The sequence below is a fragment of the Agrobacterium sp. H141 genome (assembly GCF_057158725.1).
In genome coordinates this window covers 1,889,009-1,915,196 of record NZ_CM169893.1, presented here as the reverse complement: position 1 = coordinate 1,915,196, position 26,188 = coordinate 1,889,009, and the positions used below count along the sequence as shown (strand labels likewise).

At 58.9% G+C, this 26,188-nt stretch carries 20 protein-coding genes and 1 riboswitch; of the genes, 6 read left to right on the top strand and 14 right to left on the bottom strand.

Annotation, left to right across the window (positions count from 1 at the left end; genetic code table 11):
* Positions 1 to 83: 83 nt before the first annotated feature.
* Positions 84 to 644, top strand: coding sequence for a hypothetical protein (locus ACWPM9_RS08740; protein ID WP_484757419.1), 561 nt, complete (start codon positions 84 to 86; stop codon positions 642 to 644).
* Between the two features lie 10 nt (positions 645 to 654).
* Here the strand turns inward: ACWPM9_RS08740 and folK are convergent, their stop codons facing one another.
* The 3 genes from folK to folP form a co-directional block, all read right to left on the bottom strand.
* A complete protein-coding gene (gene folK, locus ACWPM9_RS08735) occupies positions 655 to 1,107 on the bottom strand; it encodes a 2-amino-4-hydroxy-6-hydroxymethyldihydropteridine diphosphokinase (RefSeq protein ID WP_484757626.1) in 453 nt (150 codons plus the stop codon).
* 61 nt (positions 1,108 to 1,168) lie between these two features.
* Positions 1,169 to 1,513 (bottom strand): dihydroneopterin aldolase, encoded by a 345-nt coding sequence (folB, locus tag ACWPM9_RS08730; protein ID WP_428187493.1) that lies wholly within the window; start codon positions 1,511 to 1,513, stop codon positions 1,169 to 1,171.
* A gap of 38 nt (positions 1,514 to 1,551) precedes the next feature.
* Complete coding sequence (gene folP / locus ACWPM9_RS08725) at positions 1,552 to 2,403, bottom strand: dihydropteroate synthase (protein ID WP_428187025.1); 852 nt, start codon at positions 2,401 to 2,403, stop codon at positions 1,552 to 1,554.
* A gap of 104 nt (positions 2,404 to 2,507) precedes the next feature.
* Between folP and ACWPM9_RS08720 the strand changes: the two genes are divergently transcribed.
* A complete protein-coding gene (locus ACWPM9_RS08720; protein ID WP_428187026.1) occupies positions 2,508 to 3,128 on the top strand; it encodes a DUF922 domain-containing Zn-dependent protease in 621 nt (206 codons plus the stop codon).
* 286 nt (positions 3,129 to 3,414) lie between these two features.
* Here ACWPM9_RS08720 and ACWPM9_RS08715 read toward each other — a convergent pair whose 3' ends face one another.
* Both ACWPM9_RS08715 and ACWPM9_RS08710 read right to left on the bottom strand, forming a co-directional pair.
* The gene (locus tag ACWPM9_RS08715) at positions 3,415 to 3,735 is read right to left on the bottom strand and encodes a 2Fe-2S iron-sulfur cluster-binding protein (protein WP_484757418.1); all 321 of its coding nucleotides are present in this window, start codon (positions 3,733 to 3,735) and stop codon (positions 3,415 to 3,417) included.
* Positions 3,736 to 3,912: 177 nt separating this feature from the next.
* On the bottom strand, positions 3,913 to 4,281 hold the full coding sequence (locus ACWPM9_RS08710) for an Hpt domain-containing protein (RefSeq protein ID WP_428187028.1): 369 nt from the start codon (positions 4,279 to 4,281) through the stop codon (positions 3,913 to 3,915).
* 481 nt (positions 4,282 to 4,762) lie between these two features.
* Here ACWPM9_RS08710 and ACWPM9_RS08705 point away from each other — a divergent pair, with 481 nt between their 5' ends.
* Entirely contained in the window at positions 4,763 to 10,981 is a 6,219-nt protein-coding gene (locus ACWPM9_RS08705; protein ID WP_484757417.1) for an apolipoprotein A-IV repeat region-like domain-containing protein, read from the top strand.
* A 343-nt stretch (positions 10,982 to 11,324) separates the two neighbouring features.
* On the opposite strand, the gene ACWPM9_RS08700 is transcribed toward ACWPM9_RS08705, so the two are convergent.
* The 5 genes from ACWPM9_RS08700 to ACWPM9_RS08680 all read right to left on the bottom strand — a co-directional run bounded on the left by ACWPM9_RS08700 (position 11,325) and on the right by ACWPM9_RS08680 (position 16,397).
* Positions 11,325 to 11,888 (bottom strand): ABC-type transport auxiliary lipoprotein family protein, encoded by a 564-nt coding sequence (locus ACWPM9_RS08700; protein ID WP_428187494.1) that lies wholly within the window; start codon positions 11,886 to 11,888, stop codon positions 11,325 to 11,327.
* An 84-nt stretch (positions 11,889 to 11,972) separates the two neighbouring features.
* Positions 11,973 to 13,343, bottom strand: a complete 1,371-nt coding sequence (locus tag ACWPM9_RS08695; protein ID WP_484757416.1) for an MlaD family protein — start codon at positions 13,341 to 13,343, stop codon at positions 11,973 to 11,975.
* Positions 13,327 to 14,166 carry an ABC transporter ATP-binding protein gene (locus ACWPM9_RS08690; protein ID WP_484757415.1) on the bottom strand — a complete coding sequence of 280 codons (840 nt, stop codon included), beginning with the start codon at positions 14,164 to 14,166 and terminating at the stop codon, positions 13,327 to 13,329. The genes ACWPM9_RS08695 and ACWPM9_RS08690 overlap by 17 nt, the downstream gene beginning before the upstream one ends.
* An 8-nt stretch (positions 14,167 to 14,174) precedes the next feature.
* A complete protein-coding gene (locus tag ACWPM9_RS08685; protein WP_484757414.1) occupies positions 14,175 to 15,326 on the bottom strand; it encodes an MlaE family ABC transporter permease in 1,152 nt (383 codons plus the stop codon).
* A gap of 213 nt (positions 15,327 to 15,539) precedes the next feature.
* The gene (locus tag ACWPM9_RS08680) at positions 15,540 to 16,397 is read right to left on the bottom strand and encodes a UDP-2,3-diacylglucosamine diphosphatase (protein WP_484757413.1); all 858 of its coding nucleotides are present in this window, start codon (positions 16,395 to 16,397) and stop codon (positions 15,540 to 15,542) included.
* A 240-nt stretch (positions 16,398 to 16,637) separates the two neighbouring features.
* Here ACWPM9_RS08680 and ACWPM9_RS08675 point away from each other — a divergent pair, with 240 nt between their 5' ends.
* On the top strand, positions 16,638 to 18,950 hold the full coding sequence (locus ACWPM9_RS08675; protein ID WP_428187034.1) for an NADP-dependent malic enzyme: 2,313 nt from the start codon (positions 16,638 to 16,640) through the stop codon (positions 18,948 to 18,950).
* Between the two features lie 127 nt (positions 18,951 to 19,077).
* Positions 19,078 to 20,163, top strand: a complete 1,086-nt coding sequence (locus tag ACWPM9_RS08670; protein WP_484757412.1) for a DUF2865 domain-containing protein — start codon at positions 19,078 to 19,080, stop codon at positions 20,161 to 20,163.
* 10 nt (positions 20,164 to 20,173) lie between these two features.
* Here the strand turns inward: ACWPM9_RS08670 and bluB are convergent, their stop codons facing one another.
* The 4 genes from bluB to ACWPM9_RS08650 all read right to left on the bottom strand — a co-directional run bounded on the left by bluB (position 20,174) and on the right by ACWPM9_RS08650 (position 24,024).
* Positions 20,174 to 20,863, bottom strand: coding sequence for a 5,6-dimethylbenzimidazole synthase (bluB, locus tag ACWPM9_RS08665; RefSeq protein ID WP_428187036.1), 690 nt, complete (start codon positions 20,861 to 20,863; stop codon positions 20,174 to 20,176).
* A gap of 45 nt (positions 20,864 to 20,908) precedes the next feature.
* A riboswitch (cobalamin riboswitch) is annotated at positions 20,909 to 21,105 on the bottom strand.
* Positions 21,106 to 21,150: 45 nt separating this feature from the next.
* Positions 21,151 to 21,981 carry a TolB family protein gene (locus tag ACWPM9_RS08660; protein ID WP_484757411.1) on the bottom strand — a complete coding sequence of 277 codons (831 nt, stop codon included), beginning with the start codon at positions 21,979 to 21,981 and terminating at the stop codon, positions 21,151 to 21,153.
* A 25-nt stretch (positions 21,982 to 22,006) separates the two neighbouring features.
* Positions 22,007 to 22,345, bottom strand: coding sequence for a hypothetical protein (locus tag ACWPM9_RS08655; RefSeq protein WP_484757410.1), 339 nt, complete (start codon positions 22,343 to 22,345; stop codon positions 22,007 to 22,009).
* A complete protein-coding gene (locus ACWPM9_RS08650) occupies positions 22,342 to 24,024 on the bottom strand; it encodes an NAD+ synthase (RefSeq protein WP_484757409.1) in 1,683 nt (560 codons plus the stop codon). The genes ACWPM9_RS08655 and ACWPM9_RS08650 overlap by 4 nt, the downstream gene beginning before the upstream one ends.
* Before the next feature lie 196 nt (positions 24,025 to 24,220).
* Between ACWPM9_RS08650 and ACWPM9_RS08645 the strand changes: the two genes are divergently transcribed.
* A complete protein-coding gene (locus ACWPM9_RS08645) occupies positions 24,221 to 26,152 on the top strand; it encodes an LTA synthase family protein (RefSeq protein ID WP_484757408.1) in 1,932 nt (643 codons plus the stop codon).
* Positions 26,153 to 26,188 lie beyond the last annotated feature (36 nt).

Below are 26,188 nucleotides of genomic sequence, written 5' to 3'. Positions count from 1 at the left end.
GAATTAAAGTTAACGGAAATAAAGCATTAACCATTTGAACGCTATTGTCGGGCAAGTTTTTCGTTGCTCGTACCCATGGGTGCATGATGTCTCGCCATACCGTTATCCATTCCGGCCTTGTGGCCGCGCTCTCTGTCTTCATGGCGTTTGCACCTCTGTCGTCCGCTGAAGCGGGCTCCAACCGCGACAAGCGCTTTTTCGATACCGTCGCCGGTTATTGGAAGGGTCCCGGCGAAATCGTCGCCGGCAAATACAAGGGCACCAAGTTTACCTGCAACCTGACCGGTGAATCGTCGCCCAATGGTGCGACAGGCATGAAGCTTGACGGCACCTGCCGCGTCGGCATGTTCTCGCAGCCGATGTCGGCCGTCATCGCCTGGGACAACAATCGCTATCAGGGCAAGTTCCTGGACGGCGCCAAGGGCAAGGGTCTCGACATCGTGTCCGGCGTGGTTGCCGGTGACAAGGTGGTCGTCAACATCAACCGGGCAAAGCTCGACGGCGCAATCGTTGCGCGCATGGACAAAGACACCGCGATGCACATCACCATCTCGGTGAAGGTGGCAGAACAGATGGTCCCGGTGATCGGCCTCAAGCTCAACCGTCAGGTTGATGCCCTCGCCGTTGGGTCTGTCGGCAAGTAAGTCGCAACCGTCAGCTTGTTCGCTGCCACCAGTCACGGCTTGCGTCCGCTGTTTCGATGCCATCTGTATCGATATCCGCCAGCCAAGAACTGACTGAGCGACCAGCAATGGCAAGGTCCGGCGCGATATCGGCCAGAGGCACCAGAACGAACGCGCGCTCCGTGATGCGCGGATGCGGGATCGCCAGCGTCTCTGTCGAGACGTCCTGCTCATCATAAGTCAGAATATCGATATCGATGGTCCGGGGGCCCCAACGTTGCTTTCGCACCCGCTTCATGGTTCGCTCGATATCCAGACAAAGTTCGAGCAGCGGCTGCGGCTCCAGACTGGTCTCCACCAATGCGCAACAGTTGAAGAAATCGGCCTGATCAGTCATGCCCCACGGCGGGGTGCGGTAAACAGCCGACACAGCCGTGACGCGACAGTCCGTACGCGAATCGAGTTCGCGCAACGCTTTGGCCATGGCATCCACCGGATCGCCGATATTTCCACCAAGGCCGAGGGTGGCGCGGTGCGGGCGAAGATCAGCGGACCTGTTCAACACTCACCTGCACATAATCGAGAACACCCTGGATCGGAGCGCTGGGTTTGCGAACGGTAATCCGCGCGCGGGTGATGGTTTCAAAGCGCGCCAAAAGCGCCTTGACGATGTCATTGGCGAGCGCCTCTATCAAGTGACGGCGCGTCTTCGTGACAATCTCCTCGACCACCTTGAACGCGACGCCGTAATCGACGGTGTTGTCGATCGTGTCGTCTTCGAGAGCATTGCCAGCCTCGACATCCAGTTCCACATCCACGAAGAACCTCTGCCCCAGATTGGCTTCCTCTTCATAAAGGCCATGCCTGGCGAAGAAGGCACAATTTCGCATCTCGATCGTATAAAGCCCGTTCAAAATCTCTGTCCTCGTCAATTCTGTCTTTGCAGCGCCAACACAGCGTCAGCTACCTTTAGCGCGTCGAGGTTGAGGGCCACGTTGTGAACCCTGAAGATCTGCGCACCTTTCAGCCGAAGGATGACGCTGGTCGCAGCCGTCGCCGCATCGCGATCAGCAGCCTCGCGCCCGGTGATGGAACCGAGAAACCGCTTGCGCGACGTTCCGATCAGAAATGGCAGGTCGAAACGGTGCAACTCCTCAAAGCGCGCCATCAGTTCAACATTCTCGCGTTCGCTCTCCTTGGCAAAGCCGAAGCCGGGATCGAGCACGATCGATGATCGCGCAACCCCTGCCCGCTCGGCGATTTCCAGCGAGCGTTCAAGGTAGTCGAACTGGTCATCGACAACATCTGCCAACCTGTCACGTCCGCGGCCCGAATGCATGATGCACAGCCCCGCCTGTCCCTTGGCGGCAACTGTTGCAATCTCCGGCTCGCGCTGTAGCCCGTGAACGTCGTTGATAATATGAGCACCTGCCATATGCGCCAGACGTGCTGTCTCCGCACGGTAGGTGTCGATCGAGATCAGACATTCGCTTTCGCGCGTCAGCTTTTCGATCACCGGCAAGACCCGGTCCTGCTCTTCCGCCGGAGAAACGGGCGCGGCCCCCGGGCGTGTCGATTCACCGCCGATGTCGACGATCTCGGCACCCTCTGCGACACATGCCAGGGAATGGCGAACGGCGTCATCCACACCATTGTGGCGACCGCCATCGGAGAAGGAATCCGGGGTGACATTGACGATCGCCATCACCACAGCCCTGCCTCCAAGGGCAAGGCTGCGTCCGTGCGCAAGTCTCCACAACTTTTGCGGCGCGGCTTCCATAACTGCCCTACTCCCGACGTTATTAAATTTTACTGACGCCGATATTGCGCTCGCCAAGGCTATGCCCCAAGCTCACTCCGAACACAACACGACGGACTCGCTCCATGATAATTTCCCGCGCCCTCACGAGACTTGTCTGCGCAGCGGCTATCACCGCATTTGCCAGCCAGGGCGTGGCAGCCGAGACCGTTTTTCACAATTCTATCAGCTACTACCAGATCGGCGGAAAGACGGCGGACGATCTCGACCGCGAGCTTTCCCGTCGTGGCCCCTATACCGAAGGCACCGGATCGCGTCATCCCGGCGCAACCGAAATCAAATTCGGCGGCGAACTGACCTATGTCGAAAAACCGAAGCGCTGCGAAATTGGCGATGTAAAGGTCACCCTGACCACCCGCATCATCCTGCCCCGCTGGAAAAACCGCCGGAAGGCCGGACCGGATATCGCACTGGTCTGGGACGCTTTGTCGAGCGACATCAAGCGCCACGAAGAACGCCACGCGGAAATTGCCCGTCAGCACGCCCGTCGGCTTGAAAAAAGCCTGAAGCGCCTGCGCCCCATGCGCGACTGCGATTTGCTTGAGGCCAAGGTCGCGGAACTGAGCGATAAGGAACTGTCGCGCCACGACAAGGATCAACGACGCTTCGACCGAGTCGAGTCGATCAACTTCGAAAAACGAATCACTCGGATTATCGATTACCGCGCCGAGCAGGCCGGACGCTAAGAAAACCCCAGATTTTCTACTGCATACGTCGCTTTCTGTGCTTTTTGAGCACTGAACTTGCGCGAACCTTGTGCACGCCCCTGTGAATAACTGGGCATTTGTCAGTGTAGCACTTGCTAACAAACACAAATATAACTGTCATCAACAGCAAGCGTACAGTTACAGAGTTTCCCAGGTTCTCCTGGCGCGTCCTCAACTACCGCGGGTAGCTCCTCCCTCTTCCCCCGGTGATGCGCCCCATTGCCTCGCTCACCGCAAGCCGGTGTAGCGGGGCTTTTTTGCAGGCTCAGCCCTGCCGTTCAGGCACGCGCACGACGAGGCCGTCAAAATTAGGCCCCATCTTGATCTGACAGGAAAGACGCGAATTCGGCTGCACATCGGCGGCGAAATCCAGCATGTCCTCTTCCATGGGCTCAGGCGCGCCGACAGCCTCCGTCCAGGCCTCGTCGACATAGACATGACAGGTCGCACAAGCACAGGCGCCACCGCACTCTGCCTCGATGCCGGGAATGGAATTGCGCACCGCATTTTCCATAACGGTCGAGCCATCCTGCACATCGAGGTCATGGCGGGTTCCGTCGAAGGCGACGATTGTGAGCTTTGTCATGAAATTGGGATCCAGATTTTACCGAGAACAGGTCGCGCTTTATTCCAGCAAATCATAGGGGCAGTCAATATTCGCACGGCAAAAAGCAATTTGCCCGTTACCCGGTCAAAAACGGGAAAACCGGCCATTACGACCGGTCCAGTCCCCACTCCCCACGATGCGATTGCACCGATGCATTCAGCGGTTCAGTTTTTGAATGAAGTTCTCCGCCTCGACGATCGCCGCACCAGCAACCGCAATCGATGCCGGGTCGATGCCTTGGCTCTCGAGCGCCTGTGCGGCATCGGCCACACGATCCGCCCCGACGGACAAGGCCGCTTTCTTGAGTTTTTCGGCAGCAGCCAGCACCTGCTCGTGATCGTCGCTGATGAAATGCGTGAGACAATGCCGAGCCTGGCGGGCAAAGGCCTGCAAGACTTCAAGCTCGCGCTGCTTGTCGCCCTTGGCGTAAATTGCCAGCTGGACGAGATTGATCGGGCGCGGTTGCCCGTGACGGTAGCCGACCGAATTGTCCGGCGCTTCAAATGCGATATTCAGTGCTGCCATGATGCAAGTTTCCCCTGTCGTTCTTATTTGGCATGACGACGATGCGGGCCGAGCAATGGTTTTCACGTTAATAGCGAGACCTGGTGTGCCAAAAAGCTTCAGATATGGTTAATATTCACTAAACATCTAACAAAGCAGGGCTTTCCGCCATTAAGAAAGCCTAAAAACTGTTAACAAGCACCGACTTAGACCATGCGCGCCAATTGCATTTAATTGTCACAACAGGCTGAATGTGTCACTACGAGACGGTTTCGTGGGCAAATTCGCGCACGACTTTGGAGCCAGAGGCGCCAAGATGTTATGAGAGTGGCATCGGACGCTGTAAAGGAGCCATGTCGCCGCTGTATGAAAACGGGATAGATTTTTCCGCGCGGCGGCGGAATTGAAATACCAATGACGGCTTGCCCGCAGGCATATTTTTCACCGGCGGTTGAGCTCTAGTGCGGATCCAGCGGTCCAGGCAGTATCGAGGCGTAATCCGATGGCGAGTAAGAAATCAGGCGAAACGATAGACGACAACGCCTATCAGGCCCTTGAGGAAGCCTTGCGGAGTAACTTCGCGGAGAGCGAAGAGCCTGCACTGCGTTCGAATGGTAACGGAGTCGACGCACTGGAGGCCAATGTGTCCGATACGAATAATCAGAGGCAGAACGCCGCGCGGCAAACCAAGTCCGGTCGCAGCGCAGACGGCGCGTCGGAACCTGCCCCCAAATCCCCTGCTTTCCAGCCGGCGAATGATCGCTCCCGCCGCAGCAGTTCCGCCATCATGAAATCCCTTGAGAACGGCTCGATGCGTTCGGCGCTTCGCACTGCCGGTATCGTATCGCTCGTCTGGGTCGTGGGCGCTTTCGGCCTGGCACAGCTTCTTTACGGCAATGCGATCTGGAATGCTTCCTCCGTGGCCGATATTGCCGACATGCCTGGTCTCGTGGCCATTCTGGTCGGCACGATCATTCCGGTCATGCTGTTCTTTGCTTTCTCCATCATGATGGCGCGCGCTCACGAGCTGCGCAGTGCTGCGCGTTCGATGGCGGAAGTCGCGCTTCGTCTTGCCGAACCCGAAACCGTTGCCTCCGAACGCATCATGACGGTGGGTCAGGCGGTTCGCCGCGAAGTCTCTGCCATGAACGAAGGCATCGAGCGCACGATTGCACGCGCAACCGAGCTTGAGACTCTCGTCCATTCCGAAGTGACGGCACTGGAACGCAGCTATACCGACAATGAATTGCGCGTGCGCAGCCTGGTCCAGGAACTGGGCTCCGAGCGCGACGCCATCGTCAATCACGCTGAACGCATCCGGTCTTCCATCGTGGGCGTACACGAACAACTCAAGGAAGACCTGTCGCTGGCCACAGAAGAAGTTGCCGTGCGGCTTGCAACATCGGGCGAAGCCTTTGCGTCGATGATCGACACGCGCGCGGCGATCCTCACGGACAAGTCCAACAGTGCAACAGCAGCGCTTGGCAGCCTTCTGTCGTCCAAGACGGAAAACCTCGTGCAGGCTCTGACCGCATCGGGCATATCCCTTGCCAGCGAATTCGACACCCGGCTTCAGACCCTGTCCTCAACGCTTTCCGAGCGTGGCCAGGAACTGCTTGGCGAATTCGAGACACGCGCATCGACACTGGAAGCCAATACTGAAAAACTGAATGAGGCGCTCAGCGAGCGTGCCAAGCAGCTCAACGATACGCTGGTCGAGCGCACCCGCGCCATCGCCGACAGCCTGACCTCCGGTGAAGAAGAGATCACCGGCTCGCTCGATAACGTTCTGGCCCGCCTGAACTCCGCCCTCGATGAAAAGGGCGCAAGCTTCCGTCATGCCCTGAAGACGACCGCGGATGACGCCATCGTCGATCTGGACCTGCGCACCGGTCTGTTCGAAGATCGCATGCAAACGACCGTCGGCCAGATCAACACGGTCTTCGACGAGCGGGTCTCCGAATTTGCCTCCGCCTTCGACCAGCGGTCCGGTTCACTCGATGCCAAACTCAGCGAAAGCCTCAGCCGTATCAACGAATCCCTCGGTGGCGGCACCGATGCAATCGACGGCATTCTGACATCCAGCATCGAACGTCTGGGCTCGACCTTGAACGACCAGTCGTTTGCTCTGGCCACCACCTTGGCGACCAGCCACGACCTGGTGGACAGCGCATTGGCCGATCGGGCACGTGAAATCGCTGACGCCATGGCCGCCAAGGTCCAGCAGATCGACGAAACGCTGGAAGCAGCGCGCGCGCGCCTCGACGGCACGCTCGATGAGCGCGGCTCACAGCTGGGTGAAACGGTTGCCAGCCGCACCCGCGAAATTACCGAGGCGCTGGCGGCAAGCCAGACGCATTTCGACGAAAGCCTCGACAATCATGCCGCAGACCTTGCTGGCTCGATTGCAGGAGCCGAGCTTCTGATTTCCGAAACACTCGAAAACAAGACCAAGGCGATTACTCAGGCGTTCGAACAGGGGCATAACAACCTCAACGAAAGCCTCGATTCCCGCGCAGCCGATCTTGCCGGTTCGCTCGCCGGTGCCGAGATGTTGATTTCGGAGACACTCGAAAACAACACCAAGGCTATCACTCAGGCGCTCGAACTCGGTCAAAACAACCTGAGCGAAAGCCTCGATTCCCGCGCAGCCGATCTTGCCGGTTCGCTTGCAGGCGCCGAACTGCTGATTTCCGAAACACTGGAAAACAAGACACAGGCGATTACCGAGGCCCTCGAAAAGGGTCAGATCAACCTCGACGAAAGCCTGGATTCCCGTGCAGCCGATCTTGCCGGCTCGCTTGCAGGCGCCGAGATGTTGATTTCCTCCACGCTCGAATCCAGTTCGGACGCGATCACCAAGGCAATCGAGGAAGGCCACCTGAAGCTCGGAGAGACGCTTGGCTCACGTGCCGCAGAATTCTCCGGCACATTCGACAATGCCCAGCAGCGCATCGCCGAAACGCTCGATAGCCGCACGCAAGCCATAAACCGCGTCTTCGAAGAAGGTCATGAGAAGATCGACGGCAGTCTTGGCGGCCATGTCGCGGCATTCGAGGGCAGCTTTGAAAATGCAGAAAACCGCATTGCAGAAACACTGAACGGCCGCGCTGAAGCCATCACCCGTGCCTTCGAGGATGGTCATCAGAAGATCGACGACAGCCTGGCGACCCGGACATCGACCATCACCGACTCCATTGCCGCCTCCGAGCTTTATCTCTCGGAAGCCATCGACAAGAAATCATCTGCTTTGCTGGACGCTGTTTCCGACGCCGATCTTCAAATCGAAACGGCCTTCAACCTGCGCGCCGAAATGATGCAGGCGGCATTCGAAGACAATCAGCGGCGTCTCGACGATAGTCTGACGCGACACACCGACAGCCTGGGCAATACCTTGAACAGCAACGCCGAGCGGGTTGAATCCGTGTTTGGCGAGGGTTCACAGCGGATTGATTCCACCCTTTCCTCCAGCCTCTCGCGCATGGAAGAGACCTTTGGCGACACCCATTCTCGCATTGCCGAGACCTTGAATGAAAAGCATGACCGGATCGCCGGCACACTTGGCGACGGTCACGCGCGCATCACTGAAACGCTCGGCGAAGGTCACACGCGCATTGCCGAAACGCTCGGTGAGAACCATGATCGCCTTCGCAACACCCTGACGGACAATGGCGATGCGATTGCCGCATCCCTGCGTCAGGCCGCAGAACAGCTGGAAACAACGCTCCACGAGCAGAGCACCTCCATGGGTGCGACCCTTGCGGCAAGCGCCGGCATGCTGGAACTGACTTTCGAAGGTCACGAAGAAGAACTGCGCAAGGCAATCGAAGAAAGCGGACGCAATCTCGACGAGCGCCTTCGCGGCACCGCAGGTGCGATCTCCGGCGAACTCAGCGGCGCTGCCGACAATGTGACCCGTTCGGCAGAAGACTTCTCACTGCGTATCGAACAGTCCATCGGCGGCATGACGCAGCGCCTCGATGAAACGGGCAGCCGCATCGAAACCAGCCTCGACACCCTGGAAGACCGCATCAAGAATGGCCTGGATGGTGTATCCGGTCTGGTGGGCGATGCAGGCGAGCAATTTGCCTCCAAGCTTGGCGAGAAGGTGTCGCATCTTGAGCGCGTCACCGGCGAGGCATCGGCGCGCGTGGCCCAGGTCATCGATGACGGTGCTGGCCGCGTTGTCGAGACCTTCGATGGCCGCACGGCACAGATCGACGAGCGTCTGTCGACGATGGACCGGGCCCTCAATGTCGGCCTCGAAAACGTCAACAAGACGATCGAAACAAAGGCCACGGGTCTTGCCGCTGCCCTGCGTTCCGCTGTATCGGACGCCGCCCAGCAGATCGACAACGAAGCGGCGCGCTCTGCAAGCCACCTGGCTGAAACCGGGGACCAGTTTGCCTCCCGGCTCGGTGAGCGCAGCGCCGAGTTTACGCGCGCCGTCGACGAACGTTCGCAGGAACTGGAAAGCCGTATTTCCGAGACCCAGGAACGCCTTACCGTGCGCGCTGCTGCCGTCTCGCAGAGCTTCTCCGAGACCAGCGAGTCGATCATTGCCAAGGTCGCAGAAGCCGACACCCTGCTCGGCCAGCGTCTGGCCGCTCTCGACGCAAGTCTCGCCAAGGCCGGTGCGACGATGGAAGAACGGGGCAATGCCATCCGCTCGGCCATCAGCAACACAGCTGCCGAAATGAGCACGTCGATGGACGGGATCGACAAGGCGCTAGCCGCGCGTGGCGAGTCCATTCGCGCGGTGCTCGACGAGCGCACCCGCGAACTCAATTCCATGCTGTCGAGCCGTTCCGCAGAGTTCAACCGCGTTCTCGACGAGAAGGCTCTGCCTGCTCTGGAGAATTACACGAAGGCCAGCGAGACCTTCGCCGGTCGGGTCGCTGCCTCCGTGCAGGAAGGTGCCGAGCGTATCCGTTCCGACAGCACGGCTATCGTCGATGCCATCGCGGAGCGCACCGAGCTTGCAACGCGCACGCTCAGCGCCAGCGAAAGCAGCCTTGCTGCCACCGCCGGTCAGTTGATCGAGCGCCTGGCCAACAGCAACAGCGCGATTTCCGATGTTGTCGCCAAGGCTGCCGAAAACCTCGAACAGGTCGACAGCAAGCTGATCGCCACCACCGACAGGTTTGAGGAATCGACAGCCCGTGCGTCGGAAGTCCTGTCGACGTCGAGCCGCCTGGTCGACGACAAGGTCGGCAAGCTGATTGCAATCTCCAACGAGACGCTGTCGCAGGTCGGCGGCATCGTCACCCGCTTTGGCGATCATACCAAGATGCTGAGCCAGGCATCGGATCTTCTGGGCGCAGCCCAATCGAACCTTGCAGGCACCCTCGACGAGCGTCAGCAGACCCTTCGCGACCTGTCGGTTGGTCTGGTGACACGCTCGGAGGAAATAGAAACCACCATGCGCATGCTCGGCAACATGGTCGAGGCTGCCTTTGACCGCGCCGAACAGCGTTCGGGTCAGGTTGCCGGCAATCTGCGCCAGAGCGTGCAGACGTCGTTTGCCGATATCGGTCGTATCCTCAGCGACACGGAAACCAAGGCCAACGCAACAGCAGACGGGATGCGCAATGCGCTTCTGTCCGCTGGGCAAGAGGCCAACAAGTCCATCGAGCAGACACTCAGCGAAGCAGAACGTCGCTCTGGCGAGCTTGCAGATCGTCTACGCTCCGGCCTCTCCTCCTCTCTCAGTGAGGTGGATGGCATTCTGAGCGAAGCCGGCCGCAAATCCGACAGCGCTGCCGCTCACTTGCGCGAAGTTCTGCGCTCGGCGGTCGAAGACGCCCTTGGCCGCTTTGGCGGTGCCACGGAAGAAATCCGCCGCTCGGCTGCCGATATCCGCAAGGAACTCGACATGACCCGCGACGAGTTGAAGCGCGGTGCCTTCGATCTTCCGGAAGAAGCCAAGGAAAGCGCTGCCGCAATGCGTCGCGCCGTATCTGAACAGATCCGCGCCCTGCAGGACATTTCCCAGCTCGTTGGCCGTTCGGTTCAGCCCATGGAAGTGTCGGCACCGCGTGCTGCAGCCGCACCGGCCGCACCACAACCGACGGCTCCCGCACCGCGTCAGGCACCGCAGGCTCAGGTGTCCCAGGCCCAGCCTACACCGCAGCGTGCGGCCCAGCCAGCCGATCCTTTCGCCATGCGTGGCAGCATCGCCGCCGATCAGCAGCCCGCACGTCAGTCTGCCCCGTCATCTGGTGGGCAGGAAGGCGGCGGCTGGATCAGCGACCTGCTGCGTGGCGCCTCGCGTGAAGAAGACAACGGTGCCTCGCAGGCAGCCCCTGCCCGCAGCGCAAGTCGCCCGGCAGCAGCGCCAGCCGCTCAGCGCCCGCAGGACACCCGCAACCCTCGCCATGTTGTGGAATCGCTGAACTCGCTGTCCGTCGATATCGCCCGCGCCATCGATCACGATGCCTCGGTCGATCTGTGGCGCCGTTATCAGCGCGGTGAGCGCGACGTCTTTACCCGTCGTCTCTACACGCTCAAGGGCCAGCAGACCTTTGACGAGATCAAGCGCAAGTATGACCGCGAGCCGGAATTCCGCACCGCTGTCGACCGCTATATCGCCGACTTCGAAAAGCTGCTCGCCGACGTCGCGCGCACAGACCGCGACAAGACCGCGACGCAGGCCTATCTGACCACAGACACCGGCAAGGTCTACACCATGCTGGCCCATGCGGCAGGCCGGTTCAGCTAAGGCGGACGCAACAATCCGAAAACAAAAAATCCGCCGGTCATTCCGGCGGATTTTTCCGTTTCAGCGGACATAGGACTTGAGACTGCGAATGCTCGCATCGCCGGACAAAATGGCCTGATGCCGCCATCCGCCCATGCTTCTCGATCCGGATGTGATGTGGGCAGTGCTTGAAAAGACCGAGCCGATGCGATCGGGGTTGAGATACGGCTTCATAGCGAGAAGACGAAACTATTGCGCGCCATCACGCACCTCCACCAAATACATGGTGGGTCACGGCCAACAATTGTCACCGACTATGAACGAGCGTCATGCAGGCGGGCGCACCAAGCGCTGCCAGTGGAGGTCAGATCTTGGTCAGGGTCCAGCGAACGATATCCGCGGTTACAGCGCCGAAAGCCTGATCGAGCGCCTGGATATAGGCACTGTTCTGCGTGCCCCTGGCATTGACCGTCGCAATGAAGGTATCCTGCGCCTTCACCGAACCATTGCGGTCGTTGAGGAGCTTCACGGAAATCTCCACATTGGCACGGTCGGCGCCACTGGTATCGATCTCGAACGAGCGGATCTCGGTCACAAGTTGATAGTCGATGGCAAGTCCCTGGCCCGGACGACCAACGCCCCCCAGCCGACCGGTGTCCTCAAAGGCTTCGGCGAGCTTTGCCTGAACCATGCGCGGCAGCTTGTCGCTCCATTGCGAATTGGAAAGATAGCGGATTTCGGAAGACGAGACCCGCACCAGAACATTCTCACTGTCGAGCGCCTTCAGTGCTGCCGGATCGGCGATCAGAAGCTGACGATTGCGCGCAGTCCGGGCCACATCGACTTTCGAAACAGCCGACAGATCGAAAGTATCATTTTTCGCCCCGCCGCCCAGGCAGCCGGCAAGCGCCACAGCCACCAGAGACATCGCAGCAAAGGTCTTCACTGTCGATTTGAAGTGCGCCGTGCATCGCATGGTGTTCATCCGTCCGCTGTCCCGCATGTCCATTCCTTACCGGCGCGTACGCCCGTCATATTGCTTGACTGTATCACCGCCAAAAAGCAACCGCTGCGGATCATTGTCGAAGTTGCTGATCGCATCATTGAGGTTGCGCACAGTGTTGCGCGTGTCATTGACCAGAGTTTCGATATCGCGAAGCCCGCCGCTGGAGAAGCGGCTGAGATTATCGGCAATCGGCCCGACCTTGGAATTGATGTTCTCGGCCACCGCGCGGATCGATTCCAGCGTCTTGCGTGCCTCGGCAGACAGCGACTTGGTGTCATCCGTTCCCAGCAACTCGTCCACCTTGCGCAAGATACTGTCGACCTTGTCAGACGAGTTGTTCAGCTTGTTGGCCAGTTGCGTGAAATCGGTGATCGCCTGATCGATATCGTCCTTGCGCGCACCGACGTCATCGCCGATCTTGCGGAATGATGACAGCGCTTCGCGCGCATCGCCGGTTGCGACGGTGATATTGTCGATGGCCGTGCCGATCTTCTGGCTGTCGACTGCGGCCATGAGCTTGTCGAACTTGTCGAGCGTCTTGGTCGCATCGGCGCCGAAGGTCTTGTAGGTATTGATGGTGTCCTTCAGGTCATCCAGCGTCGGACCGACCTTTTTGGACGCATCAGCAACCTGCTGGCTGACGGTCTCCGCATTGGCAATCACCTTGTTGATCTTGTCCGCATCGACAGCGCGAACGAGATCTTCGACGGCAGTCAGCGTTGAATCGAGACGACCCGAAAGCCCCGTCACCGTATCAGAGAGTGCACTCACACTTTTCAGGAAGGTGTCGATGCCATCGGCATTGTCTGCCAGCGCCTTGGAAAAGGTTTCGGCATTCTTCACCGTATTGGTCAGGGGCCCGCGCGAGTCCTCGATGAAGCCCTGAAGATTGCCAATCGCATCATCCGCACGCTTCAGGATCTTGTCCGCTGTGGCCAGAAGATTGGTCACGCTCGATTGATCGGCAAGAATCTGGGCGGGCTGTTCTTTGCGGATTGCCTCTTCAAGGATGGACGGCTCTGATGCGCTGCCACCGGACAACTCGACATAGGCAGCGCCGGTCAAACCCTGAATTTCCAGAACCGCAGTGGTCGACTTCGTCACCGGCGCATCGGCACGAACCTCACTGAACGCAATCGTGAACTTCGGATCGTCCTTGTCGATGTAAAGGCTTTTGACCGAGCCGACCGCAATGCCGTTAAAACGCACCGGCGAGCCAACGCTCAAGCCGTTGGCCGAACCCGGAATACGGATGACAAGCTGCGCCGTCGGGCCACCGCGTCCGAATTCGGACATCCAGTAGACGAAGCCAAAGGCGGCCGCGATCACAAGGACCGCGAAAAACCCGACAATTGCGTAGTTAGCCTTGGTTTCCATGGGCATCCATCACTTTATCGGTTTCCGCCGGGGTCTCATTCCTGTCGATGGTGCGTGCCCGTTTCCCACGGAAGTAGGATTGGACCCACGGATCTTTACAGGCAAGCATATCGTCCAGGGTCCCCTCGACCAAGACCCGCTTTTCCCCCAGAACCGCAATGCGGTCACAGACGGAAAAGAGGCTATCGAGATCGTGGGTCACCATATAGACAGTCAGTCCCAGCGTGTCGCGCAAATGCGCGATCAGTTCATCAAATTCGGCGGCCCCGATAGGGTCGAGGCCAGAGGTGGGCTCGTCGAGAAAGACGAGGTCGGGATCGAGGGCAAGCGCCCGGGCCAGCGCGGCACGTTTGATCATGCCACCGGAAAGCTCGGATGGATATTTATCGGCAGCATCGGGATGAAGGCCGACCATTTCCAGCTTCAGATAGGCCAGCTCATCCATCAACCACTTCGGCATATCGCGATATTCGCGCATGGGAACCTGGATGTTTTCCTTCACGGTCAGTGACGAGAACAATGCGCCCTGCTGGAAGAGCACACCGAGACGCGTATCGAGCAGGATACGCTCCGCCTCGTCCACCGTGTCGAAATCCGCACCCAGAATATTGATGGTTCCGGATCGCCGCGGCAACAGTCTGAGCACAGTGCGCATCAGAACAGATTTGCCGGCACCGGACGCCCCCACAAAGCCAAGGATTTCACCGCGATAGATATCGAGATTGAGATTGTCGAGCACAATCTTGGAGCCGAAACCGACCGTGAGATCCTTGACCGACAAGATCACGTCACGCTTTTCAGCCCTGTTTTCACTCTCTTCCATCTGGCCCCTCAAAAATCGATAGCCGAATAGAAGATGGCAAACAGCGCATCCACAAGAATGACGACGAAGATCGACTTCACCACCGACGACGTGACGTGGAAACCGAGCGATTCCGCACTACCACCGACTTTCATTCCCTCAACCGCTGCAACCACGCCGATAATCAGGGCCATGAAGGGCGCCTTGATCATACCGGATGCCAGCGTCGAATAATCGATCGCCTCGTGCAGCCGGGACAGGAAGACGGAATAGGTGATGCCGGAATAGATATTCGAGACCACCGCTGCACCGCAAAGTGCGGCAAAGTTGGCAATGATCGTCAGCAGCGGCAGCGCAATGGTCAGCGCAACGAGACGGGGAAAGACCAGCACGCCGATCGGATTGAGCCCGATCACCTTCAGCGCATCGATTTCCTCGCGCATCTTCATCGAGCCGATTTCCGCCGTGATGGCGCTACCGGACCGGCCGGCAATCATGATCGCAGTCAGCAACACGCCGATTTCGCGCAATTGCAAAATGCCGACGAGATCGACCACGAAGATCTCGGCACCGAAATAGCGAAGCTGGAACGCGCCCTGCTGGGCAATGATGGCTCCGATCAGAAACGACATCAGCGTGATGATGGGAACAGCGCGGACGCCCATATGGTCAAGCTGGTTGACCACGGCTGCCGGAGATATGCCGCTGCCGCGATTGATCTTCGTCTGGGCTCCACGTACCGCCGAGCCTATGACATAGAGCATCGCCAGAACGTCATCCCAGAGATCAACAGTCATCCTGCCGAGTGGACTGAAGAGGCGTTCGAAAATCGGCGGCCTCGGAGCCGCTGGCGCGGGTTTGGGGACCTCGTCGGGCAACTCCTCGATCAGTTCGATCATGGTGTCCGAACCGCCTGCCAAAGATGCCTTTTGGCCGCGCTGATCAAAGCCGATGGAGATGCGCCGCACCAACCAGGCACCCGCCATATCCATCGTCGAAATACCGGAAATGTCGAGCGCGACATCACCTTGGGCATTCTCACCGGTGACACTGTCTAGCTGGGATATCACAGGCCCGAGGGACGCATTGGTCCACGGTCCGCTGAACATGAGCGTGCGCGCCGAGCCTTCGGAAGAGCCGGCCCACTCGATCTTCGCGCTATCCTGATTGACCGGCTTCAAGCTTACATGTCTCTTCGGTATGAATGGTGGCCGCACACATCACATATCGGCCATCGGAAATACAGTTCAGAAACGTTAATATAGCTCGCCGCGCCGGCATTTCCATCCGCATAACGTCTTTACACAGGCCATAGTCACCCTGCGGCAACAGATAGCGCCTCGCCACCTGACGCAGAGCCCCGATAACGCGTGCCCGCAAGACGGTGACGGGAATCAGGCGGCCTGTATATCGGACACTTTGGCGGTCTCGACCTGGACCGGCATCTGTGATTGCGGTGCCGGCAAAGCCGCGATCGGCTTTGCCGCGCCGATCAGATGGCCCCAATTGATCATCTCGAATGTGCCGTCCTGGTTCTCGGCAACGGCAGTGCAACTTTCAACCCAATCCCCGGTATTGATGTAGTGGATACCGTCAATATCCTCCATCACCGCGTGGTGAATATGGCCGCAGATCACGCCATCCACGTCATTTTTTCGCGCTTCTTCGGCGACAACGCGCTGGAACTCACCGATGAAATTCACCGCCTGTTTCACCTGCTGCTTGGCCCAGGCCGAAAAGGACCAGTAAGGCATGCCCAGATAACGACGAACGGCCGCGACAACCACATTGATCGCAATTGCCATATCGTAGGCCCAGTCACCAAGATAAGCGAGCAGTCGGGCATTGCGAACCACCATGTCGAACTCGTCGCCATGCAGGACCAGATATTTCTTTCCGTCTGCCGTCTCGTGAATCATCCGGTGCGCCACTTCGATGCCGCCGAAATGCGTGCCCGGAAAGGCCCGCAGGAATTCGTCGTGATTGCCCGGAATATAGACGATGCGCGTACCTTTTCGGGCCTTGCGCAGCAGCTTCTGCACCACATCATTGCAGCTCTGCGGCCAGTACCAGCTGCGCTTCAGGCGCCAGCCATCGATGATGTCCCCGACCAGGATGATCGTGTCAGCTTCATGGGTTCTCAGAAAGTCCAACAGGAAATCGGCTTTGGCAGCTTTGGAGCCAAGATGAACGTCCGATATGAACAATGTTCTGAAGTGCCGGGTTTCGATGTCTGCGCTCACGGGCGTCATCCTCTCAACGATGGTCCATGTCGCGTTTTGAAAACCAGACTCGTGTATCAGGAAGATGACAAGCGGCAGTTGAAGGGCGGTTGCAGGCTCCAGTGAGCCGATTCCGGTGGAAAACAGCCCTGAAGGCGAAGGAATACACGTTTCGGCAACACACTTGGCTGTAATCCAATACTCGCCATTCCGCCCAATTGGTGTATGGAGTGACAGTGACAAGGCAATAGACAAGATCTCGGTGACAGAATGACCTCGAAAGACACATCCAAGCAGCAATCCGGCCCCGAAACGGGTGATCTGGACGCGCAGGCACTCTTCTATCACCGCTATCCGCGCCCCGGTAAGCTTGAGATCCAGGCGTCAAAGCCGCTCGGAAACCAGCGCGATCTGGCTCTTGCCTATTCACCCGGTGTCGCGGCCCCTTGCCTTGCGATCCGCGACAACCCTGAAACCGCGGCCGACTACACCGCGCGCGGCAATCTCGTCGCCGTCATTTCGAACGGCTCGGCCGTTCTGGGCCTTGGCAATATCGGCCCGCTGGCATCCAAGCCGGTGATGGAAGGCAAGGCGGTCCTGTTCAAGAAATTCGCCGGCATTGACGTTTTCGATATCGAGATCGACGCCGTCCAGGTCGACGAAATGGTCAACACCGTGGCCGCGCTCGAGCCCACTTTCGGCGGCATCAACCTTGAGGACATCAAGGCACCTGAATGTTTCGAGGTCGAGCAGCAATTGCGCGCCAAGATGAATATCCCGGTCTTCCACGACGACCAGCACGGCACCGCAATCATCGTCGCTGCCGGCGTTTTGAATGCGCTGGAACTGGCCGGCAAGAATATCGAGGACGCCAAGATCGTCGCCTCTGGGGCCGGCGCCGCGGCGCTTGCCTGCCTCAACCTGCTGGTGCTCCTGGGCGTCAGGCGCGAAAACATCTGGGTCCATGATATCGAAGGCCTTGTCTATGTTGGCCGCGAAGTGCTGATGGATCCATGGAAGTCTGTCTATGCGCAGGAAAGCGACAAGCGCCAGCTCTCCGAGACCATCGACGGCGCCGACGTCTTTCTTGGCCTGTCTGCAGCCGGTGTCTTGAAGCCCGAACTGCTGGCCCGCATGGCAGACAAACCGCTGATCATGGCGCTTGCCAACCCGAACCCGGAAATCATGCCGGATCTGGCGCGCGAGGCACGACCCGATGCCATGATCTGCACAGGGCGCTCCGACTTCCCCAATCAGGTCAACAACGTTCTGTGCTTCCCCTATATTTTCAGGGGTGCACTCGATTGCGGCGCGACCACGATCAACGAAGAGATGAAGATGGCCGCCGTACGTGCCATCGCAGCCCTTGCCCGCGAGGAAGTCTCCGAAGTTGCCGCCCGCGCCTATACCGGCGAGACACCGGTGTTTGGTCCCAACTACCTGATCCCCTCGCCCTTTGACCCGCGCCTGATCCTGCGCATTTCGCCAGCTGTCGCCAAGGCCGCAGCCGATTCCGGCGTGGCACTGCGGCCGATCGAAGATTACGACAGCTATCTCGATCAGCTGAACCGCTTTGTCTTCCGCTCCGGCTTCATCATGAAGCCGATCTTTGCCAGCGCCAAGGTTGCCACCCGCAAGCGCGTGATCTTTGCCGAAGGTGAAGACGAACGCGTGCTGCGCGCCGCACAGGTTCTGCTGGAAGAAAACACAGCTCAACCGATCCTGATCGGGCGTCCGCAGATCATCGAAACGCGCCTCAAGCGTTTCGGTCTGCGCATCCGCCCGGATGTCGATTTCCCGGTCGTCAACCCGGAAGGCGATCCGCGTTTCCGCGAATATGTCGACGATTATTTCGCACTGGTCGGCCGTCAGGGTGTCACGCCTGAGGCAGCCCGCACAATCGTGCGTACCAATTCGACGGTCATTGGCGCATTGTCGGTCAAGCGTGGCGAAGCAGATGCGATGATCTGCGGCGTAGAAGGTCGCTACGATCGCCATCTGCGCGATGTGCGTCAGATCATCGGCAAGAAGCCCGGCATTATCGATTTCTCCGGCCTCAGCCTGCTGATCTCCTCACGCGGCGCGACCTTCTTCACGGACACCTATGTCACATACAATCCGAGTGCGGAGGAAGTGGCGGAGATGACGGTGATGGCCGCCAACGAAATCCGTCGCTTCGGCATCACGCCGCGCGCCGCGCTTCTCTCGCATTCCAACTTCGGCTCGCGCGATTCCGAAAGTGCCCGCAAGATGCGCGCAGCCCTGGGCATTATCCGCAACGTCGCACCCGAACTGGAAGCAGACGGTGAAATGCATGGCGACTCGGCGATCTCCGAGCTTCTGCGCAGCCGCGTCATGCCAAACAGTTCACTGACCGACGAGGCCAATCTGCTGGTTTTCCCGAACCTGGATGCCGCCAATATCGCGCTCGGCCTGATGAAGACGATGATGGAAGGCCTGCATGTCGGCCCAATCCTGCTGGGTGCTGCAATGCCGGCCCACATCCTGTCGCCATCAGTCACATCGCGCGGCGTGGTCAATATGGCAGCACTTGCCGTGGTCGAAGCCTCTCAGCCGGACTGAGGACCGTCCTTCACGCTCTGACCAACCGTCGTTAACGTAAAATACGCTGGGCGGTTGGCGAGAACACGGCAAAGTCTTATGATGTCTGCAACAATGCATGACGCATAGGGCCAAACGGGAAAGCCACGTGATTGTAGGTCGTGACACCCTGCTGTTGATGATTGCCACATTGGTGGCGCTGCCTGCTGCCGCCAACGCGACAGTGGTCTGTGACAGGCTGCGGGATCGACTGGTATCGGCACCCCAGACAGTAAGCGCCGACAATGCCGAGATCCGAAGCTATTCCAGCGCAATTGCCCGGCAGAAATTCGAAATCCGCAAGACAAAGCAGGATATTCGCCGCCTGCGTTGCGACAACTCCAGCATTGTCACCTTCGGCCCAAACGGCAATTCCTCTTGCGATACGTTGACGTCCTCACTGGAACGCATGCAGCAGAACCGACAGATTCTGGAGGAAAAGCGCGACAGCCTGAAGGAGGGACGCGCCATTCCCAACTCCCTGCGTGCCCGCCTGCTGAAGGCCTTGGATGAGAACGGCTGCAACGCGCTCCCCGGACATGAGATAGAACAGCCTTTGGCGGACGAGCAGGCCTCGTCGCCGGCAGGAACGTTGCGGATACCGGACGACGCCATGCGCAACTCTTACGCAATCGACGGGTGGCGTGCCAGCCTGCAGGGTCAGGGCGGAACACTTAGAACCATGTGCGTGCGCACCTGCGACGGTGCCTTTTTTCCGATATCGTCCAACGCGACACCGGCCATGTTCGGACGCGATGCCGGACTTTGCGATAATATGTGCCCCGGCACCCAGACTGAGCTCTACTATCACTCCCTGCTGAGCCAGGAGAGCGCGGATATGGTCTCAGCGTCCACCGGGCGGCCCTATCGCGACCTTCCGAGCGCCTTTGCCTATCTCCACCGCAAGACCGGTGACGACAAGGCCTGCGGCTGCAACCTGACAGCCTTCCATCAAAAGGCGCTGAGCTACGCCAACCGTCAGCAGAGCACCGCTGCGGCTTATTCCGCCATTACCCCGATCAAGACCATGCCTGACAAAATCGCACCTGAGAAAATCACCATCGATCCGATGGAGCGCCCCTATGATCCGAGCACCAGCACCGTAAGGCAGGTCGGCCCGGCTTTCCTTCCCAAGGAAACAAGCAGCATCGACCTGAAGCACCCGGCACTGTCAGGCGCGCAACCCGTACAATAGGCGAATTCGCTCAGCCGTCTCCATCGGGCCATCGCTCTTCGAACACCAGATCCTCAAGCGGCAAGCGCTGCCGCCAGCCCTTGAGCGCCAGTTCCGGCTGATCATAGAGCTTGTCGACATAGCCAAGGCAGAACCAGCCGATGATCTCGACATGCTCCGGAATGCCGAAGATCGCGCGCAAATCCGCATCGCGAAAGATACTGACCCACCCGACGCCCACTCCTTCCGCACGCGCTGCAAGCCACAGGTTCTGCACGGCGCAAACGGTGGAATAGCTGTCCATGCGTGGATTATGCGTGCGACCGAGCACAACCGGACCGCCGCGCGTTGGATCGCAAGTAATGCAGATTCCCACCGGCGCCTTGCGGATGCCTTCGAGCTTCAACTGCATATAGCTGTCACGCTGGCTTCCAGAGAACATCTCTGCCGCTTCATCATTGGCACGGCTGAAGGCATGCCAGACCGCCTCCCGCATCCGAGCATCGCGCACGACCAGGAAATTCCACGGCTGCATGAACCCGACGGACGGTGCGGCATGGGCCGCCTCCAGCAGTCGAGTGATCAATGCATCGGGCAATGGATCGGATAGAAACTGATCCCGCACATCACGGCGGGTATGGATGGCGCGGTAGACGGCGTTGCGTTCTTCAACGCAAAAAGCCCCTGCCCGCACGAAATGATCGTGTGGTTCGTCGTGCATCGTCAAATCCCCAACAATGCTGCGACCGCCTGCTGTCCGCACAGGCAAAGCCTATCGTGTCCGGCCGGTCTTCTGGCTCGGCATCATCTGCTCCGATCGCCTTCCCGGTCGCAAGACCAGTGGCCTGAGTTTCCAGGAAACTCCCGATCGTGCATCAGCCTCACAGCGTTGGGCACGCGCCGGATTTCCACCGGCTTCCCGATTCTCCCGCTCGCGCGGGCACCAGACAACGTTGGTTTAGCGCGAAGCACGGCAAACGCAAAGCGCCGGCAACGACACCGGCCTATCTATTCGGGGAAATAGCGGACAAAGGCGAATGCTGTTCCGTCGGGAGACCAGTTGGGCACGTTGATGCTGCCCTGCCCGCCAAAGAACTCGAACAGCGTCTCGACATTGCCGCCATCTGCATCCATCAATCGAAGCCGTACAGTCTTGTCGCGAGGATGGCCGGAGACATCCGGATCGTAGGATAGAAAGAGAACCTTCTCGCCATTGGGCGAAGGATGCGGGAACCAATCGCCGTGTCCGTCCGATGTCAGCTGTTCCAGTCCGGATCCATCGCATCGCATACGCCAGATCTGCATCGGACCGGTACGGCTGGAATTGAAATAGATCCAGCCGCCATCCGGCGAATAGTCCGGGCCGTCATTATGGCCTTCACCGAAAGTCAGTCGCCGTTCGCTGCCACCACGGACCGAAATCGTATAGATGTCGAAGGCACCATCGCGCGCACCGCAATAGGCGAGTTCCCGTCCGTCCGGTGACCAGCCATGCCAATAGGATGGCATATTGGCAGTGATCTGACGCGGCTCCTCATCTCCATCACCAAGAATATAGATGCAGGACTTGCCAAACAGCGTCTCATCCGAAAAGGCAATGGATGCGCCGTCGGGTGACAGTCCATGGTCGTTATTGAGCCGGACCGCGAGACCGGTATCGATCAACTCGGGCTCGGCGTCATCATCGCCGAGCGGCAGCGCGTAGAGCAGCCCATTTCCATTGACGATCAGGAATTCGCCGTCGCGGGACCAGTTCGGCGCTTCGACAAGATCGTCTGTCTGCCAGACCACCTCGCACTCGCGCGTCTCCATGTCGTAGATCTCAACCGAACTGCGCATAATCCCTCCCCAATAACAAATTCGCCTACAAACTGGTTGGCTGTTCCAGCGCACGCCGCAGCTTGACGACAATCGCCACGCCCGTCTGCAACGCGTTGCGGCGACCCCACTCGCCCGCAAAGCCCCATACGAGACTGGCGACCAATGTCAGGAAACCGATGCCGAGCACCTTGAAGTCGCCGTCCCATAAGCCATAGGCACCGATGGCGATTGCCGGCGCATAATAGGCAAAGGCCGACACCACACCGAAGAGCGAGCTGCGCCCCTCTTCGCTCGCCGAGACGGAAAAGATATAGTCTCGTTCAGCCTGCGAGAATTCAGGCATCGCGGTCCGAACGCCCGGACCCTCGGTACGATCGCTCATGCACGATCCCGGAACCGGTTCGTAATCGGATAGCGCCGATCACGGCCGAAATTCTTCTTGGTGATCTTCACGCCCGGCGCCGACTGACGACGCTTGTATTCCGCCAGATAAAGCAGGTGCTCGATGCGGTGGACCGTCGCGACCTCGTGCCCCCGCGCAATGATGTCTTCAACCGACATCTCCTTTTCCACCAGGCATTCCAGAATGTCATCCAGAACCGGATAAGGTGGCAGGGAATCCTGGTCCGTCTGATCGGGACGCAGTTCCGCAGAAGGTGCCTTGGTCAGGATATTGGCTGGGATAACCTCCCCAGACGGCCCAAGCGCTCCCGGCGGCACATGCGCGTTGCGCCAGGCAGAAATGGCATAGACCTGCATCTTGTAGAGGTCCTTGATGGGATTGAAGCCACCATTCATGTCGCCGTAAAGCGTCGCATAACCGACCGACATTTCCGACTTGTTGCCGGTGGTCACGACCATCGAACCGAACTTGTTGGAGATCGCCATCAGGATCGTGCCACGCGTGCGGCTTTGCAGGTTTTCCTCCGTCACGCCACTTTCCGTGCCCTCGAACATTTCGCCAAGTGCGGTCAGGAAGCCTTCTACAGGTTCCGCAATCGGCACGATGTCGTAATGGCAGCCAAGAGCCTTGGCGCAATCGGCCGCATCTTTAAGCGAATCCTCGGAGGTATAATGATAGGGCAGCATGACCGTGCGCACGCGCTCCTCACCCAGTGCATCGACCGCAATGGCCGCGCAAATGGCCGAGTCGATGCCACCGGACAGTCCCAGCACGACGCTGCGGAAACCATTCTTGTTCACATAGTCACGGAAACCCAGCATGCAGGCACGGTAATCCGCTTCTTCCGCTTCTGGAATCTGTGACATCGGGCCTTTGTCACAGCACCAGCCGTCCTCCTCGCGACGCCATGTCGAGACATAGAAGGTCTCCTCGAACTGGCTCATCTGGAATGCCAGCGTCTTGTCTGAGTTGAAGGCAAAGCTTGCGCCATCGAAGACCAGTTCGTCCTGGCCGCAAAGCTGATTGACGAACAGAAGCGGCAGTCCGCTCTCGATTACCTGTCGCAACACCACCTGATGACGCACATCGAGCTTGCCGCGATAATAAGGCGAGCCATTCGGCACGATCAGGATCTCGGCGCCGGCTTCCGCCAGCGTCTCGCAGATACCCAGATCGTTCCAGATTTCCTCACAGATCGGGATACCGAGCCGAACACCGCGGAAATTGAAGGGACCTGAAATCGAGCCTTCCTCGAAAACCCGCTTCTCGTCGAATTCGCCGTAATTGGGCAGATCGACCTTGTCGCGCAATGCCAGGATCTTGCCGCCATCGATCAGCGCCACGGAATTGTGCCGGCCTGTCTCACCCTGACGGGGAAAACCGATGATCACGCCCGGGCCGCCATCGGCTGTATCGGCAGCCAGTTCATCGACGGCTGACTGACAGGCCGCCAGGAATGAAGGCTTCAGCACCAGATCCTCTGGCGGATAGCCCGAGATGAAAAGCTCGGGCAATACCACGAGGTCAGCGCCATTGGCCTTGGCCTCAACCCGCGCAGCCCGCGCCTTGGCAAGGTTTCCGGCGACATCGCCAACGGTCGGATTGCCCTGCGCGATTGCGATACGAAGTGTGTCGGTAACAGTCTTTTGCTCAGCCATGCCAATCCTCTAGCGCGTGTCCTGTCGCTTCGCAACGACGAAGGACTGCCCGGACCGCAAAGCCTGTAACGCAGCGCAAAATAATTTACTCCAACGGGCGTCCCATAGCCTCCGTTCATCTAGCGTTCATGACAGTTATATGACACTTGTATGACACCGCTCATATTTTTCATTCCGACTGAACCTGGAGACTGCGTTGGCCGAGTTTGCCACCGATAACGCCCCCGTACTCGTAAAACAGCCAGCGCTGAAATCAGCGATACCAACGCACAGTCACGCCGGTTTTTTCGCCAGCAGCCTATGTCTGTTGAATTCGCTGGCATTGTCCTTCACCACCGTCTTCCTGATGGAATGGATCGCGCGCGGCACGCTCGATGACGTGGGAACCTATCTGTTTTCACCAGACAGACCGGGCCTTGCCGCAATCGGCCTCTTGTTCGTATTCTATATTGCTCTTGATGCGCTGCTCGGTCGCGCCCATCAGGCCGCGCTGATCCTGATGCCGCTGGCCATCCTGCCAGCCTTCATATCGAGCCAGAAACAAATGTTTCTGTCAGATCCGCTCTATCCGAGCGACATGCTGTTCGGCCGCCAGATTTTCGAACTGATGCCGGCCATGGTGGCGGATCGTCCACTGGCCGCGTTCGGCTATGGCGTGGCAACCGTGCTCGCTGTCGCCTCGATCGTCTATCTGTGGGTTTTCGCACGACGCAACTTCAATCCGATTTCCACCAAGGGAAAACTGGCCCGTCTGGCCGTGGCCATTCCCCTGATCGCCGGCTTTGTGCCACTGCTCGACTATGCCAAATATTCGCCGCTGCGGGACCAACTCAACATCATTCCCATGATGTGGGACCAGAAGGCCAACTACAGGCAGAACGGCTTCCTGTTCGCCTTTGCCTTCAATATCCCGATGGCCAATGTCGCGCCGCCCCAAGGCTATGATGCCACGGCAATCGACCAGATCCCCTCCACGCCAGTCTCTCCTGCGGCAGTTTCGACGTCCTCGGAGAAGCCCGACGTCATCATGATCATGAGCGAGTCGCTTTGGGATCCGACGCGGATTACCTCGGTGCGGCTGACGCCTGATCCAATGCCGGTCATCCGCGCCAACCAGTCCGGGACAATGTTCTCGCCGGAATTCGGCGGGATGACCGCCAATGTCGAATTCGAGGCGCTCACCGGCTTTTCCAATGCCTTCCTGCCCACCGGCAGCATTCCCTATCAGCAATATATCCGTCGCCCGCTGCCCTCGCTTGCCACTTTTTTCAAGTCGCAAGGCTATGCCGCCAAGGCCTTCCATCCCTTCCAGAGCTGGTTCTGGAACCGTGGCAATGTCTATGATGCGCTGGGCTTCGACAACTTCCTGTCGGAAGAAAACATGCCGCCAATGGAAAAGCGCGGCATCTTCGCCTCCGACGAGGCACTGACTGCCGAATTGATCGAGAACGCCGACAGCACCGACAAGCCGTTCTTCTTCTTCGCCGTCACGCTTCAGGGCCACGGCCCCTATGAGGCAGGCCGCTACAAGAACAATACCATCGCCATCAACGGACCGGATCTGTCTGACGGCAGCAAGGCAATCCTTGCAACCTATTCGCAAGGCGTGCGAGAGGCCGACGATAGCCTGAAACACCTGATGCAATGGGCAAAAAAGCGTGACCGCGAAACCATCATTATGATCTTCGGCGACCACCTTCCTCCGCTCAGAACGGTTTACCCCGAAAGCGGTTACATGAAAGATCAGGTCGCCGACCGACGTGCCGATGTCGAACAGATGGCCCGAGAACATGAAACGCCGCTTGTGATCTGGTCTTCGAAAACCGGCACCAAGAAAGATCTCGGCGCTGTCAGCCCCTCGCAGCTACCTATGCATTTGTTGGCGCTCGCGGGCTTCGAACATCCCTTCTATACGGGCTTGCTTGGCAGGGTTCATGAACGCTACGACGTGGTCGATCGCTATATGCTGGTCGACAAGAAAGGCGAAGGCCATCCCGACTGGCTGATGGCTCCTGTGGCTGATCCCGCTTTGAATGATTATCGCCTTGTGCAATATGACACCATCTTCGGCGAGGGCTTCAGCACGGGGAAATTTTTCCCAAAGGGACAGCTTCTGCCAGCCAGCTGAGCAGAGATCGCCTGCCAAGGTGAAACCGGATTGTCA